The sequence below is a fragment of the Rhizobium yanglingense genome (genome assembly GCF_977109285.1).
Map to the genome: position 1 here is coordinate 148,466 of NZ_CDSAWY010000002.1, position 14,627 is coordinate 163,092.

Annotated in this window: 9 protein-coding genes and 10 pseudogenes; 4 read left to right on the plus strand and 15 right to left on the minus strand. The window is 62.4% G+C overall.

All coding sequences use genetic code 11. The annotated features are described in order from the left end of the window. Positions 1-11: 11 nt before the first annotated feature. The 6 genes and pseudogenes from ACW4PC_RS01870 to ACW4PC_RS01895 all read right to left on the minus strand — a co-directional run bounded on the left by ACW4PC_RS01870 (position 12) and on the right by ACW4PC_RS01895 (position 4,423). Positions 12-711 (minus strand): annotated as a pseudogene (locus ACW4PC_RS01870) (phosphatidylserine decarboxylase). Positions 712-885: 174 nt separating this feature from the next. Then, positions 886-2,753: pseudogene (locus tag ACW4PC_RS01875) on the minus strand (ABCB family ABC transporter ATP-binding protein/permease); the annotation flags it as partial. Between the two features lie 215 nt (positions 2,754-2,968). Beyond that, entirely contained in the window at positions 2,969-3,130 is a 162-nt protein-coding gene (locus tag ACW4PC_RS01880; protein WP_455872667.1) for a hypothetical protein, read from the minus strand. A 265-nt stretch (positions 3,131-3,395) separates the two neighbouring features. Continuing rightward, a complete protein-coding gene (locus tag ACW4PC_RS01885; protein WP_455872668.1) occupies positions 3,396-3,572 on the minus strand; it encodes a hypothetical protein in 177 nt (58 codons plus the stop codon). 6 nt (positions 3,573-3,578) lie between these two features. Then, entirely contained in the window at positions 3,579-3,848 is a 270-nt protein-coding gene (locus tag ACW4PC_RS01890; RefSeq protein WP_455872669.1) for a hypothetical protein, read from the minus strand. Continuing rightward, a complete protein-coding gene (locus ACW4PC_RS01895) occupies positions 3,830-4,423 on the minus strand; it encodes a hypothetical protein (RefSeq protein ID WP_455872670.1) in 594 nt (197 codons plus the stop codon). Before ACW4PC_RS01895 ends, ACW4PC_RS01890 begins: the two co-directional genes overlap by 19 nt. A gap of 23 nt (positions 4,424-4,446) precedes the next feature. Between ACW4PC_RS01895 and ACW4PC_RS01900 the strand changes: the two genes are divergently transcribed. Further along, positions 4,447-4,824 carry a hypothetical protein gene (locus ACW4PC_RS01900; RefSeq protein ID WP_455872671.1) on the plus strand — a complete coding sequence of 126 codons (378 nt, stop codon included), beginning with the start codon at positions 4,447-4,449 and terminating at the stop codon, positions 4,822-4,824. 364 nt (positions 4,825-5,188) lie between these two features. Then, the gene (locus ACW4PC_RS01905) at positions 5,189-5,815 is read left to right on the plus strand and encodes an LOG family protein (RefSeq protein WP_455872672.1); all 627 of its coding nucleotides are present in this window, start codon (positions 5,189-5,191) and stop codon (positions 5,813-5,815) included. 9 nt (positions 5,816-5,824) lie between these two features. Here the strand turns inward: ACW4PC_RS01905 and rarD are convergent. Further along, positions 5,825-6,741 (minus strand): annotated as a pseudogene (gene rarD, locus ACW4PC_RS01910) (EamA family transporter RarD). Between the two features lie 111 nt (positions 6,742-6,852). Here rarD and ACW4PC_RS01915 point away from each other — a divergent pair. Next, positions 6,853-7,218: pseudogene (locus ACW4PC_RS01915) on the plus strand (protein-L-isoaspartate carboxylmethyltransferase); the annotation flags it as partial. Between the two features lie 505 nt (positions 7,219-7,723). Here ACW4PC_RS01915 and cimA read toward each other — a convergent pair. The 8 genes and pseudogenes from cimA to ACW4PC_RS01955 form a co-directional block, all read right to left on the minus strand. Beyond that, positions 7,724-9,342 (minus strand): annotated as a pseudogene (cimA, locus tag ACW4PC_RS01920) (citramalate synthase). 221 nt (positions 9,343-9,563) lie between these two features. Beyond that, a pseudogene (gene pip, locus ACW4PC_RS01925) lies at positions 9,564-10,523 on the minus strand (prolyl aminopeptidase). Then, positions 10,520-10,996: a GFA family protein gene (locus tag ACW4PC_RS01930; protein WP_455872673.1), complete on the minus strand. Its 477-nt coding sequence runs from the start codon at positions 10,994-10,996 to the stop codon at positions 10,520-10,522. Before ACW4PC_RS01930 ends, pip begins: the two are co-directional and overlap by 4 nt. Then, positions 10,993-11,485: pseudogene (locus ACW4PC_RS01935) on the minus strand (GFA family protein). Before ACW4PC_RS01935 ends, ACW4PC_RS01930 begins: the two are co-directional and overlap by 4 nt. A 12-nt stretch (positions 11,486-11,497) precedes the next feature. Beyond that, positions 11,498-11,958: pseudogene (locus ACW4PC_RS01940) on the minus strand (GFA family protein); the annotation flags it as partial. 205 nt (positions 11,959-12,163) lie between these two features. Next, positions 12,164-13,063, minus strand: a complete 900-nt coding sequence (locus ACW4PC_RS01945; protein WP_455872935.1) for a hypothetical protein — start codon at positions 13,061-13,063, stop codon at positions 12,164-12,166. A 92-nt stretch (positions 13,064-13,155) separates the two neighbouring features. Next, positions 13,156-13,335, minus strand: a pseudogene (locus ACW4PC_RS01950) (cysteine--tRNA ligase); the annotation flags it as partial. 116 nt (positions 13,336-13,451) lie between these two features. Further along, positions 13,452-13,883: pseudogene (locus ACW4PC_RS01955) on the minus strand (hypothetical protein); the annotation flags it as partial. A gap of 2 nt (positions 13,884-13,885) precedes the next feature. Here ACW4PC_RS01955 and ACW4PC_RS01960 point away from each other — a divergent pair. Next, on the plus strand, positions 13,886-14,620 hold the full coding sequence (locus tag ACW4PC_RS01960) for a glycoside hydrolase family 25 protein (RefSeq protein WP_455872674.1): 735 nt from the start codon (positions 13,886-13,888) through the stop codon (positions 14,618-14,620). Positions 14,621-14,627 lie beyond the last annotated feature (7 nt).

The following is a 14,627-nucleotide window of genomic DNA, read 5'->3' on the forward strand; positions in this document are numbered from 1 at the left end:
CTCCATTCGTTCTAGCTGCGGCGGCTGATGACGGGTCCCTTGGGGGAGCCGAATTCAGCAAGTACCGTTTCGCCGGCAATCGCCGTCTGGCCGAGCGAAACACGTGCTGCCGCGCCGGCGGGCAGGAAGACGTCGAGCCGCGAGCCGAAACGGATGAGGCCGAAACGCTCGCCGGCATCCAGCGGCTCGTTGGTATTGGCCCAGCAGAGGATGCGGCGTGCGACGAGGCCGGCGATCTGCACGACGCCGATCTGGCCGTGGACGGTCTCGATCACCAGCCCGTTGCGCTCGTTGTCTTCGCTGGCCTTGTCGAGCTCGGCATTGACGAAGCTGCCGGACCGGTAGTTGATGCTCACGACGCGGCCGCGCATCGGCGCGCGGTTCACATGGCAGTTGAAGACGTTCATGAAGACGGAGATGCGCAGCATCGGCTCGTTGCCGAGGTTCAGCTCGGCGGGCGGCGTCACCATCTGGATCGAAGAGACCTTGCCGTCGGCCGGCGAGATCACCAGGTCGTCATCCTGCGGCGTCACGCGCTCGGGATCGCGGAAGAAGTAGGCGCACCAGAGCGGTCAGGACGAGGCCGACCCAGAAGAGCGGCTCGAAGATCCAGCCAAGGACCAGCGAAGCGACGAAGAAGGCGGCGACGAAGACATAGCCTTCCTTGTGCACCGGAACGATGGTGTTGCGAACGGTGTTGAGCAAGCTCATCGACTGCTGGTCTCCTCGCGCTTTTTCGTTTCCGCTGGTTATGCGAAAAACCGTCTCTGCGGGAGCAATGCCGTGCCGCTTGCGCCCGGCTCTTACGGCCATGGTTCTGAACAGCAAAACGACAGAGCCGGCCCTTTCGGTTCCAACGCTCAGCTTGCCGGCGCCAGCCGCGGCAACAACGCCCAGGTCGTCGCTTTCGCGCACTTGCTTCAGATGTTCCTCCGCCTGCGTCGCCTCGCGCTGGCGGTTCCACATCGAGGCATAGAGGCCGTTCTTCTCGAGCAGCGCCGCATGCGTTCCGCGCTCGGCGATCTCGCCGCTTTTCAAGCACGATGATCTCATCCGCGCCGATGACGGTCGACAGGCCGGTGGGCGATGACGAGCGTCGTGCGGTTCTTCGAAACGACGTCGAGCGCCGCCTGGATTTCCCGCTCCGTCGTCGTGTCGAGCGCCGAGGTCGCCTCGTCGAGGATCAGGATCGGCGGCGCCTTGAGGATCGTGCGGGCGATGGCGACGCGCTGCTTCTCGCCGCCCGAAAGCTTCAGTCCGCGCTCGCCGACCTTGGTTTCGAAGCCCTCCGGCAGCGTCTCGATGAAATGCGCGATCTGGGCCATTTCCGCAGCCGCCTTCACTTCGGCGTCGCTGGCCGACGGGCGGCCGTAGCGGATGTTGTAGGCGACGCGTGTCGTTGAAGAGCACGGTATCTTGCGGCACCATGCCGATCGCCGAGCGCAGGCTCTTCTGCGTCGACGTGGCGGATATCCTGGCCGTCGACGGTGATCGCGCCGCTCTGGATGTCGTAGAAACGATAGAGCAGGCGCGAAAGCGTCGATTTGCCGGCACCGGACGGGCCGACGACCGCGACGGTCTTGCCGGCCGGGACCTCGAAGGAAATGCCCCTCAGGATCGGCCGCACCGGATCGTAGGCGAAGTGCACGTCCTTGAAGGAGATCGCGCCCTGGCCGATCTCGAGCGGGTCGGCATCCGGCGCGTCGGTTACCTCGGGCTGTCACCTCAAGCAGGTCGAACATCTGCTCGATATCGGTCAGCCCCTGGCGGATTTCGCGATAGACGAAGCCGATGAAGTTGAGCGGCACGGAAAGCTGCAGCAGCATGCGAATTGACGAAGACGAAATCGCCGATGGTCTGCTCGCCGCGCTGCACGGCAAAGCGCCGACAGCACCAGCATGACCGTCGTGCCGATGCCGAAGATGACGCCCTGGCCGAAGTTCAGCCAGCCGAGCGAGGTCCAGACATCGGTCGCCGCCTTCTCGTAGCGTTCCATCGACCTGTCGAAACGTCTGCGCCTCCATCTCCTCATTGCCGAAATATTTGACCGTCTCGAAATTGAGGAGGGAATCGATCGCCTTGGTGTTGGCGTCGGTATCGCTGTCATTCATCGTCCGGCGGATGGCGATGCGCCAGTCGCGACGCGCGGATCGTGAACCAGATATAGGCCCAGACGGTGAAGGCGGTCACGGCGAGATAGGAAAAACCGTAGCCCCACCAGAAGATCACCGCCGTCAGCAGGAATTCGATGACGGTCGGAACCGAGTTGAGGATCGTGAAGCGCACGATCGTCTCGATGCCCTTGGTGCCGCGCTCGATGATCCGCGATAAGCCCGCCGGTCTTGCGCTCCAGATGGAAGCGCAGCGAGAGCTCGTGCATGTGCACGAAGGTCCGGTAGGCGAGCTGGCGCACCGCATGTTGGCCGACGCTCGCAAAGAGGGCGTCGCGCAGCTGGTTGAGGCCGAGCTGGATCAGCCGGGTGAGGTTATAGGCGATGACCAGCGCGATCGGCGCCGACGCAGGAGCGGCGGCACCGAGTCCGGCGAGATCCACGCTGGCCGTTCAGCGCATCGGTCGACCATTTGAAGAAATAGGGAACGAGCAGCAGCACAAACTTGGAGACGAGCAGGAAGACCGTTGCCCAGACGACGCGCATCTTCAGGTCCGTCCGTCCGGCCGGCCACATGTAGGGCCAGAGATTGAAGAGCGTCTGCAGGAGGTTGGATTCCGAAACCGTCTTGCCGTTTGCCATGCCTATCTCCAGCCCGGTCGGGCTCGGCCGCGGATGCGGCGTTTCGATACGGCAAAAGTGACGAAAAAGCGGAGATGCCCGATTGAGCCTCCGCAGACAGGATCGCCGTCTCCGCCAGATAGGGTGCGCGACACCGAATGCAACATGTGAAGCTGGGTAAGGAACGAAAGGCCGGGCGCTATATCGGCCCGGCCTTTCCATCACCTGGTTCGAGCTTAGAAGTGCTCGCCGGAAAGGCGCTTGCGGTGAAGCTCTTCGGCGTTCGGCAGGGCTTCCTTCGGCACGCCGAAAATCTGGCCGGGCAGGATGCGGTCGGGATTGTTGATCTGGGTCCTCGTTGGCCATGTAGATCGTCGTGTAGCGGACGCCGAGGCCATAGACGCGGCGCGAAATCTGCCACAGCGTGTCGCCGCGGCGGATGATGACGGCGGTGTTGTTCGCCGTCAGCGGCGCCTGCTCGATCGTCTTCGGCTGGCTGGGTCAGCCGCTGATTCGTTTGCAGCCGGTCGCGCCGGCTGCCTTTGGCGCGGCGCGTGACTGTAGACCATCAATCGCCGTCCCAAGCTTGCCGAGAGCGTCGCCTACGGATTTTGCATCCTTCGGCAGTGCCTGGAGCATGGCGAGCGCGCTTGAGGCCGACTGCTAGGCTGCGCCTGCCGTCTGCTTGAAGGCAGGCGTTGCTTCTGCTGCCGGACGGAATTCGGCGATCGAGCGAAGCGCGAATTCGGTTGCCGAACGCGCTGCTGCAAGCTGCTCGGCGCCGGGAAGCTTGCCGTCGGCAAAAAGGCCCTTCAGCAGCCCGAAGGCCTTGCCCGACATCGGCTCTCAGCTTGCCGAGCTCGCCTTCGTCGAGGGGCACCATCGCGGCACCAGCGTCGTTTGCGTGGCGGGTTGCCGGGCTGGGCGGCGACGGTGACCTGGTCGCCTGCCGGGCGGGTCGAAGTTGACGGAGGCGCGCACGAGCACCTTGCCGCTGCCGTCGACGATATCGACGCGGATCTTGTGGTCGCCGACCGAAAGGTCCATCACGCCGTCGATGACGAAATGGCCGTCGGCGCCTGCTGTTGCCTTGCCGATCAGGGCTGTCGTCCGCATAGCGCGATCACCGTTGGCGTTCGGCGTGCGCGGTGCCAGCGACGAAGATCTTCGTTGCCTTCGATCTCGACGGCATTGACCATCACGCTCGGCACGTTCGCCGAGGCTGCGGCGGCCTGGGCCTGCCTGCGGTGCACCGGGAGCGGTGTCCGGTGCGGTATTGGCGATCTGCGCGCGAGTCGCCGGTTGGCAGGCCGGGCTGCAGCGGCAGCCTGTTCGTCTGCTGTGGGCTCGAGCAGCCGGCGGTGCCGGCCGTCGGCGCGGTGATGATGCGGCTCGCCGCGCCTGGCTTGGAAACCATGGCGAGCAGCTCGGAACCGCTGCCGTCCTTCGGCACGGAAACGGTCGCGACTTCTTCGGAAAGTCAGTGCTCTTGCCGTCCTTGCCGGTCGAACTTGAGCACGAGCTGGTGGTCGCCCGGGCGGCAGCGGGTTGTCGAGGACGGCGGCAAAATCGCCGGTCGGCGCCGACATTCGTCCGTAGTGACGACCTTGTCGCCGTCCGATGACTTCGAGCTTGCTGTTGGGCGTGGCCGAACCGGCGATGACGGTGGACCCGTCGGGCTCTACACGCAAAACGTCGAAAGCCGGGAGCTTCGATGCCGATGTTCGCATCGGTCGCCGGTGGGGTCGACGCAGGCTGGCTTCCGGTCGCGCCGGACAGCTCGGCCTCGGCCTTGGCGAAGGCGGCAAGCGCGTCGGCGATGTTCTCCGGCAGCGACCTCGACGATTGCGCAGCGCCTTTGCGCGCACCGTCCTTGGCATTCGTGGCGGCAAGGGCCGCGGTCGCCGGATCGGTGCCTTCGGGGATTGCGAAGTCGGCGAGCGCCTTCAGCGAGCTCGACCGCCTTGCGTCTTGGCGGCAGTCGAATGCTTCGCTCGTCGGACCCTTGCCGTCGGCAAAGAGCGCCTTGAGTTCGCGTGAGCGACTGACGCTGGCATCGGCCGAAAGACGGCCCGAGTTTCTCGGTCGATAGCCGCCGCGTCGGCCGCACGGCGTTCCGCGCGCTCTTGCCGGCCTCGTTCAACCGTGTTCTTGACCTCGGTGCCTCGCCTGATTGATGGCGTCGCCGATCTTCGACGTGCATCTCCGCCGATCCGGGGCATGACCGACGAAGACCATCAGAAGGATCGCAACTGCGAGCACTGCGAAGAGCCAGCAAGCCGGCACGATTTCTTCATCATTCACTCTCCCAAGACGGCAAATGTGCCGTAGTATTAAAAATTGCTAGCGATTCCCGTTGCTTTCCACAAGCATTCAAAGCAATGACGCAGGCTCAACGCGCAGCTTTTCTGTCATTTTTCTTGACTGCGCAGGCATGGAATAGTTGTTTTCCCATCATGACGCGATCAATCTGCATTCAATTCGAGTCCATCTGCGTCTACTGCGGGTCGAGGCCCGGACGGGATCCGGCCCACATGGCGGCCGGGCGCGCGCTCGGCAAAGAAATCGCCGAATACGGCCTGCGGCTCGTCTATGGCGGCGGCACCAAAGGCATCATGGGTGCTGTTGCGAGCGGCGTGCTTTCCAATGGCGGGCAGGTGACCGGCATCATCCCCGAATTCCTGATCGACATGGAGGCGACGCGCCATTCCCTCGGCCAGCTCAACGAGCTCATTGTAACGCCGGACATGCATGCGCGCAAACACCTGATGTTCGAGCGTTCCGACGCCTTCGTGGCGCTGCCGGGCGGGATCGGCACGCTGGAGGAGATCGTCGAGATCATGACCTGGGCGCAGCTTGGCCGTCACGAAAAGCCGATGGTCTTCGCCAACATCAAGGGCTTCTGGGACCCGATGATGGAACTGATGAAGCACATGACGGATGAGGGTTTCGTGCACACCGCCCATCGGGTGCAGCCGCTCGTCATCGACGACGTCTCCGGCATCATTCCAGCCATCATGGCGCAGGCAGCGGAACTCGCTGCCGACCGTGAGGGCGAGGATGCCGTGATTTCGAAGATGTGAGGCGGGCGCTCAGCGCCGGCGCGTTGCGTTCAGCATCGACCACGTGTAGAGCACGAGGCCTGCCCAGGATCGAGCGGGAAGGCGATCATGCGCGCTGTATCCAGCGGTTCGTGGAAGACGAAGATCGCGATCAGGAAGATCATCGTCGGCGCGATGTACTGCATGATGCCGATCGTCGAGAGCTTCAGAAGCTTTGCACCGTTGGCGTAGATCATCAGCGGTGCGGCGGTGACGATACCGCAGCCGAAGAGCAGTGCTGTATCGCTGAAGCCGGTCTGAACGAAGTGGCCTTCGCCACTGAAGAACTCCAGATAGACGATGTAGAGGACGGCCGGAACGCTAAGAATCAGGACCTCGAGCAGGAAGCCCTGGTTGGGGCCGAGCGGCAATGTCTTGCGGAAGAAGGCATAGAAGGCCCAGCTGAAGGCGAGGGTCAGCGCCACCCACGGAAGCCCGCCGCCGTCGAGGGCGAGAACGACAACGGCAATGGCCGCCAGGCCGATTGCGACGATCTGAGCCGGGCGCAGCTTCTCCTTGAGTAGCACCGAACCCATGAAGATGCTGATCAGCGGGTTGATGAAATAGCCCATGGCGGCATCGAGCGAATGTCCAGCGCCGATCGCCCAGACATAGGTACCCCAGTTGACGGTGATGAGTGCCGCCGTCAGCGCAGCCATTGCGAGCATGCGCGGCGAACGCAGCGCGTCGCGGATTTCCTGCGTACGTCCGAGCGCGAGCAGCACGAGGCCGGCAATCGGAAGAGACCAGAGAACGCGATGCGCAATCACCTCGGCCGGCGAAATATGCGCCAGCGCCTTCATGTAGATCGGCAGGAATCCCCACAGAAGATAAGCGGTCAGCGCGAAGGCGAAGCCGCGCGGACTATCTTCGTTTTTGATGGCAGGAGGGCTCGCTTCGGCAGACATCAGGTGTTTCCAGCTTTGTTCTTCTTCTGATCTCGATTAGCTTAAGTGCCGTGAATAGACCAATTCATTTCGGTGAATGGATTGTCAGCGGATTTGAGGCGGAGGACTTGCATGGCTTTCGAGGATGAGCCGCCATACCGGCAGATTTATGCCCGCCAGATACTGGCGAAGGCAGGTGTTGCGAAGAACGACAGGCTGCTTGCAGCCCTTGCCAAAGTGCCGCGTGAAAAATTCGTCGGTCCGCCGCCCTGGGTCTACAACGACTTCCGCCATTATCGGGAAATGGCTTCCACCGATCCGGTCGTACTTTATCAGGACTTGTTGATCGGTCTTAATACCAGGCGTGGGGTCAACAACGGCATGCCCTCCCTTCACGCGTCCGCCCTGAATACGCTGGGAATTCGGGAGGGCGAGACGGTTGCCCATCTGGGTGCCGGGACCGGCTATTACACGGCGATCATCGCTGGACTCGTCGGCTCCGGCAAGGTCGTCGCCGTCGAATACGACGAAGCGCTGGCTGAAGGCGCGGGAAAACCTTTCCGGTTATCCCAATGTCGAGGTAGTGCAAGGCGATGCGGCCGATTGGCCGAAGGAAGACGCCGACGTCATTTACGCCAATTTCGCTCTCGACCATCCGCCGGCCGCCTGGATCGAAAACCTGGGCGTCAGTGGGCGGCTGTTGTTTCCGCTCGGGATCCCGGCGGTCGAAAATGGCAGGGCGACCGGCTTCACCCGTTCGGCAGGCTTCCTGCTTATAGACCGGCGCGCCAGAGGTTTTGGCGCCCGCTTCATTCAGCCGGTCTCCTTCGTCTGGGCGGAGGGTCAAGAACCGCCGCCGGCCGGTCGCCACGAGGGGCTGGCGGAAGCCTTCCGCAGCCGCCGGCTGTTCCAGGTTCGCAGTTTCCGCTGGCGGACTGCGGTCCAAGGCGAAGAGTGCTACGGCGAGGAGGACTGGGGGCTTTCTTTCGAGGAGCCGTGATCTTCACTCCGCCGCGATCTTGCCCGCCAGCTGACGGTTCTTCATCAGCTTGTAGATGCACGGAATCCATCAGCGCCTGGAACGAGGCGTCGATGATGTTTTCCGACACGCCCACCGTCCACCAGCGCAGGCCGTCGCTGTCGGTGGATTCGATCAGCACGCGGGTGATGGCTTCGGTGCCGCCATTGAGGATACGCACCTTGAAGTCGGCGAGAACCAGGTCGTCGATTTCGTGCTGATACTTGCCGAAATCCTTGCGTAGCGCCAGGTCGAGTGCGTTGACCGGGCCGTCGCCTTCGGCCACCGACATGATCGTGTGGCCGTCGATCACCATCTTCACCACGGCTTCCGAGACGATCTTCACCCGCCCGTGCGAGTCGAAGCGGCGCTCGACCATCACGCGGAAGCCTTCGATCGAGAAGAATTCCGGGATGGTGCCAAGCGTGCGGCGGGCCAGCAGCTCGAAGCTCGCATCCGCCCCCTCATAGGCGTAGCCGGAAGCTTCGCGCTCCTTGACGATGGAAATCAGCCGGTCGAGCTTCGGATCGTCCTTGGCGACCTCGATGCCCCGGCGTTTTAGAGCATTGATGAAGTTCGCCTTGCCGCCCTGGTCGGAGACCATGACCTTGCGGTAATTGCCGACGCTTTCCGGCGGCACGTGCTCGTAGGTACGCGGATCCTTGAGCAGAGCGGAGGCATGGATGCCCGCCTTGGTGGCGAAGGCCGAAGCGCCGACATAGGGCAGTTGATGATCGGGCGAGCGGTTCAGAAGCTCGTCGAAGGCATGGGAAAGGCGGGTGAGGTTCACCAGCCGCTCCGCATCGATGGTGGTTTCGAAGCGGGTGCTGTAGGTGTCCTTCAGGGCCAGCGTCGGGATCAGCGTCACCAGGTTGGCATTGCCGCAACGCTCGCCGATTCCGTTGAGCGTGCCCTTGGACCTGGCGCACGCCGGCCTCGACGGCCGCAAGCGAATTGGCGACTGCCTGGCCCGTATCATTATGCGCATGAATGCCGAGACAGCGACCGGGAACGCCTGCGGCAATCACCGCCTCGACGATGGCGTGGATCTCGGGCGGCTGCGCACCGCCATTGGTGTCGCAGAGCACGACCCAGCGGGCACCCGCTTCATGCGCGGTCTTAGCGCAGGCGAGCGCATAGGCGGGATTGGCCTTGTATCCATCGAAGAAATGCTCGCAATCGACGATCGCCTCCTTGCCGGCGGCGACGGCTGCCTTCACGCTCTCGGCGATGCATGAGAGGTTTTCCTCGTTGGTGCATGCGAGCGCGACCTTGACGTGATAGTCCCAGCTCTTGGCGACGAAACAGATCGCGTCGCTCTTTGCCTGCAACAGCGCTGCGAGGCCCGGATCGTTGGAGGCTGAAACGCCCGGCCGCTTCGTCATGCCGAAGGCGACGAATGCTGCCTGGCTGGTGCGCCTCTCTGCGAAGAAGGCGGTGTCCGTCGGGTTCGCGCCCGGATATCCGCCCTCGATATAATCGAGGCCGAACTCGTCCAGCATGGTCGCAATCGCAATCTTGTCCTCGACCGAGAAGTCGATCCCAGGCGTCTGCTGCCCGTCGCGGAGCGTCGTGTCGAAGAGGTAGATTTTTTCTCTGGTCACCGAGGTGCCTCCGAAGCATTTGATGTTATGCCGTGCGCCTCACCCACCTTCGCCGGCAGAGCCGACATCTCCCCCACAAGGCGGAAGATTGGGAATATGAGGCGGCTCTCGCCCACTGCATCGATGGTTGCACGAGTGGGTGCGGACAGCCGATCTCCCCTCTTGTGAGGGAGATGCCCGCCACGGCAGAGGGGGGTATCCACGACGCGCATCATCTGCCCTTATTTCCCCGCAAACTTGTCCGTCGCCCGGATCAGCTGATCCAGGATGCCGGGTTCGGAAAATGCATGGCCCGCACCTTCGATCAGGTGGAATTCCGCCTTCGGCCAGGCCTTGTGCAGCGCCCAGGCGATAGCGGGCGGGGCAGGGCATGTCGTAGCGACCGTGCACGATGACGCCCGCAATATCCTTGAGCTTGTGCGGCCTCGCGGATCAGTTGGCCCTCCTCCAGCCAGCCGGCATTGACGAAGAAATGGTTCTCGATGCGGGCGAAGGCATAGGCGAATTCGGCCTCCTCGAACTTGCCGCTGGTCGACGGCTCGGGCAGCAGCGTGATCGTCTCGCCTTCCCAGATGCTCCAGGCATGCGCGGCTTTGAGCGCGATTGCCTTGTCGTCCGCTCGTCAGGCGGCGGTGATAGGCCTGCATCATCTCGTGCCGCTCTTCCGGCGGAATGGGAGCAATGAAGCGTTCCCACTTGTCCGGGAACATTTCCGAAACGCCGAACTGATAGTACCAGTCGAGTTCCGCTTTCGTGAGCGTATAAATGCCGCGCACGATGAGTTCGGAGACCCGCTCGGGATGCTTTTCGGCATAGGCAAGCGCCAGCGTCGATCCCCAGGAGCCGCCGAAGATCTGCCATTTCTCGGCCCCAGACATATCGCGCAGGCGCTCGATGTCGGCAACGAGATGCCACGTCGTGTTGGCGTTCAGATCCGCATGCGGCGTGGATTTACCGCAGCCGCGCTGGTCGAACAGCGTCACGTCGTAGAGCGCCGGGTCGAAGAGGCGGCGATGCACGGGCGAAATTCCGCCGCCAGGGCCGCCGTGCAGGAAAACGGCGGGTTTGGCGCCCGGCGTTCCGCAGCGTTCCCAGTAGATCACATGGCCGTCGCCGACATCGAGATGGCCCGAAGCATAGGGTTCGATTTCAGGATAGAGGGTACGCAGCACTTCGGTCATATCTTCAAGCCTTTCGCGGGCCATACGTCGGTATCGTGGTCGGGATGCTGGAAGGAGATGATCTGCTCCTGCCGGGCATAGTAATCCGGATCCCCGTGAACCGGTGTGTCGAAGATCGTTTCGACCCAGGGCAGACGCGTATCGTAATTCACTTGGATCTGCGGCGCGAGATCGCTGCGGTCGTCGAAGGTGCCGATCGCAAGCTCCAGCCCGCCGGGATGCCGGTAGGTCATCGGCGTGCCGCAACTGCTGCAGAAACCGCGGTCGATATTGATCGAGGACTGGAAATAGCTCGGCTCGCCGCGGGTCCACTCCACGGCCTCTTCGGGCGCGGTAATGAGCGCCGAAAAGAAGCCGCCGAACTGCTTCTGGCACATGCGGCAATGGCAGATAGACGGACGCCCCAGCTTGCCGCTGATTCGAAAGCGAATGGCGCCGCATTGGCACCCGCCTGTTCTGATAGGTTCGCTCATGTCTGTGCTCCGGATGGCCAGTGGTTCGTATCGTGATCGGGATGCTGATGATTGCTGGCTGCGATCGCGTCTTCGCGCTCGGAGCGTCCCGGCGGCGGGCTCTACCGGCAGGGTGTCCAGCGCGTGAAACCAGCTCATCTTGCGACCGGTATTCGATTGCATCACCGGCCTGACCGCATCGGGATCGTCCAGCGAGCCGAGCGTAATGTTGACGGACTCGGCACGAGGTATGTCGTAGAAGAGTGGCGTGCCGCAATCGCCGCAGAAGCCGCGGCGCACGAGATCAGAAGAGCTGAAACCACTTCGGTTTTCCGCGCGTCAACGCAAAATCCGTTGCGCATGAACGCTCCGAGCGGCAGGAAATAGTTGCCCGCCGCCTTCTGGCACATGCGGCAATGGCAGATATGCGGATAGCCGAGTTCGCCCGCCGGCGCGATAGCGCACTGCGCCGCACTGGCATCCGCCGCTATGGCTTGTTCCCGCCGTCACTTGCGCTCCTCTTGGCCATCCTGTCGTGTCGTGATCTGGATGCTGATAGGAGACGATCTCACTGCATGAATGCGGCCATCTCGACGTCGTCCTCCGTCCGTGTGCCGGGAAGTTCATCAGAGTTTGTCCGTGAACGGCAGCCTGCCTTCGATGCCATACTGGATCGTCGGCGGCAGAAGAGCCGGATCATCGAATGCGCCCGCTGCAATCGCCATCCCATCCGGCGCCTCATAGGTCAGCGGTGTGCCGCAATCGCCGCAGAAGCCGCGCTCGGCGAAATTGGAGGAACGGAATGTCTTCCGCTCGCCGCGCGTCCACTCGAAATCAGCCCCGCGCACGGAAACAAGCGGCGCATAATAGCCGCCGAACGCCTTCTGGCACATGCGGCAATGGCAGATCGACGAATGCGAAAGCTCGCCTTCCACCCGGAATCGGATCGCACCGCACTGGCAGCCGCCGGTGTAGACAGTCATCGACACTTCCTCCTGTTTGGCATGGGTGAAAAGCCCCCTCCCCACAAGGCGGAGGTCTGGTTCGCGCCGCCGCGGGCATTCTCAGCGCCAATCTCGGCGGATGCTGCATGCTCGACAGCGGTGTTGTTGCGAAGCGGCATGGCGCAGTAGCCCCTCCCATGTCTGGGGAGGGGTTGGGGAGAGGCATTTTTCGATAGGACTGACCTCACCGCTTCACCTCCCAGGTCGTCACGCGCTCGCCGGTGACCGCATCTTTGGCGTCCTTGAGCTGGATGCCCTCGGCAAGCAGCGTCTCGCGGATCTTGTCGGCCTCAGTGAAGTTTTTTGCCTTCAAGAGTTCAAGGCGCGGCGCGCACCCGCGCTGTCGATCTCGCCGAGCGACCGCCTCATCCACTTCCGTTTCCTTCGGCTCCACGCCGAGAAGGGCAGCGCTCGCCGCGAAGGCGGCACGGGCGTATTCGCGGCACTGCGCCAGAGCATGAAGCGCCTGAACGGCGGCGACGGTGTTCAGGTCGTCGGCAAGCGCGTTCAGTACTGCCTCGTCCGGCCACGCATCGCCGGCCTCCGCCACTGGCCACTTCGCCAGCAGGCGTTCGGCCTCTTCTAGCCGCTTGATCGAAAAATCGATCGGCTCGCGGTAATGTGTCATCAGCATCGCAAGCCGCAAAACTTCGCCCGGCCACTTCCGGCCGCCGAATTTTTCGGTGTGCAGCAGCTCGTAGATGGTGACGAAGTTGCCCTCGGATTTCGACATCTTGCGGCCCTCGACCTGCAGGAAGCCGTTGTGCATCCAGACATTCGACATCACATCCGTGCCGTGGGCGCAACGCGATTGGGCGATCTCGTTTTCGTGGTGCGGGAAGATCAGGTCCAACCCGCCGCCGTGAATATCGAAGACCTCGCCGAGATAGCGCTGGCTCATCGCCGAGCATTCGATATGCCAGCCCGGACGGCCGCGACCCCAGGGGCTTTCCCAGCCGGGTTCGTTATGGCTCGAAAGCTTCCAGAGCACGAAGTCGCCGGGGTTCTTCTTGTGCGCATCGACGGCGACGCGCGCGCCGGCCTGTTGCTCGTCGAGATTGCGCTTCGAAAGCTGCGCCGTAATCCGCCATGGATTTCGTGTCGAACAGCACTTCGCCGCTCCGCCTGATAGGCATGGCCCTTGGCAATCAGCTTTTCGATGATCTCGATCATCTGCGCGATGTTTTCGGTCGCGCGCGGCTGGATGGTCGGATCAAGGCAGCCGAGAGCCGTGGCATCTTCGAGATACTGCGTCTCGGTCTTTTCGGTGACCAGCGCGGATCGCCTCGTTGAGCGGCAGAGCCGGGGTGGTCGCGCAGAGCCCGCAGCGTTGATCTTGTCGTCGACGTCGGTGATATTGCGCGCATAGGTGACGTGCTCGGCGCCATAGACGTGCCTGCAGCAGCCGGAACAGCACGTCGAAAATGATGGCCGGGCCGCGCATTGCCGATATGGGCGTAGTCATAAACCGTCGGGCCGCAGACGTACATGCGGACGTTGAGCGGATCGATGGGCTTGAAGACCGTCTCCTCGCGCGTCAGCGTATTGTATAGCTTGATTTCCGGCTTCTTCAGTTCCGGCTGGCCGGCCATGTCTATTTCTCCCAAAATGCAATGATCCGAAAAATGCCGCCGCCGGCGGGCCGGGGCGTTTCTCATCTTTGGGTATTTGGGAGACGAAAACGGCCAGGCCAGCGAGCGCGCTAGCGAATAATCTTCCGGCAGATAATGCAGGTAACCGTTTTCATGGCGGGTTTTATGGCGTGGGAACGATGTTTGGTCAAGTGGTGCGTAAGAGACGAGCGTCGCGAACGCAAATGCAGGGCTGGCATGGCGAATAATTCGCCATCTTTCCGGCGCAAGCCTTTCCTGGCCAAAGGCGGAAACGGTGGAGCGAGAGAGCATCAGTGAAGAAAGCAGTTCAACGAGCCGTCATCGGCGCGGCGATTCTAGCGGTCGCATCCGCTTCCTATTTGGCTTACGATTTCGGCATGGTCCGCTTCAATCATCCATCCATCAAGGACTATCCGATCCAGGGCATCGACGTTAGCCACCATCAGGGCGACATCGACTGGAAGAAGCTCGCCGCTCAACTGAATGTCCGCTTCGCCATCATGAAGGCGACAGAGGGCGGGGATCATAAGGACAGGCGATTTGCCCGGAACTGGCAGGCTGCAAAAGAGGCCGGCATCGTGCGCGGGGCATATCACTTCTTCACCTTTTGCCGTCCGGGCCGTGAGCAGGCGCAGAACGTGTTGGCGACAGTTCCCAAAGAGCAGGGCACGCTGCCCATTGCGATCGATCTCGAATTTGTCGGCAACTGCGACAAAGTTCCGACGGTCGAGCAGCTGACCGCCGAGGTCAACGCCTTCCTGGCCGAGATCAAGAGCACATATCCGGAAAAGCCGATATTCTACGTCACGCAGGAATTCTTCGACCAATACCTGAAAGGCAACGAATCCAGCTTCCCGGATCATTATCTTTGGCTGCGCAGCGTATTCAAAGAACCAGAGCAGGAAAAATGCGGCCGCTGGTCGATATGGCAGTTTGCCGACAACGGCAAGGTCGATGGCATCGAGGGGCCGGTTGACCTCAACGCGCTGTGCCCTACGGAAACGGGCCTTGCGGCGCTGTTTCGCTGAAACAGCC

What these genes read in the sequence shown, in the direction of transcription:
- ACW4PC_RS01885 (WP_455872668.1), bottom strand. Translation starts at nt 3,572, where the DNA reads ATGTCGGGCAAGGCCTTCGGGCTGCTGAAGGGCCTTTTTGCCGACGGC.
- ACW4PC_RS01890 (WP_455872669.1), bottom strand. Translation starts at nt 3,848, where the DNA reads ATGCGGACGACAGCCCTGATCGGCAAGGCAACAGCAGGCGCCGACGGC.
- ACW4PC_RS01900 (WP_455872671.1), top strand. Translation starts at nt 4,447, where the DNA reads ATGCCGATGTTCGCATCGGTCGCCGGTGGGGTCGACGCAGGCTGGCTT.
- ACW4PC_RS01905 (WP_455872672.1), top strand. Translation starts at nt 5,189, where the DNA reads ATGACGCGATCAATCTGCATTCAATTCGAGTCCATCTGCGTCTACTGC.
- ACW4PC_RS01930 (WP_455872673.1), bottom strand. Translation starts at nt 10,996, where the DNA reads ATGAGCGAACCTATCAGAACAGGCGGGTGCCAATGCGGCGCCATTCGC.
- ACW4PC_RS01880 (WP_455872667.1), bottom strand. Translation starts at nt 3,130, where the DNA reads ATGGCCTCGGCGTCCGCTACACGACGATCTACATGGCCAACGAGGACC.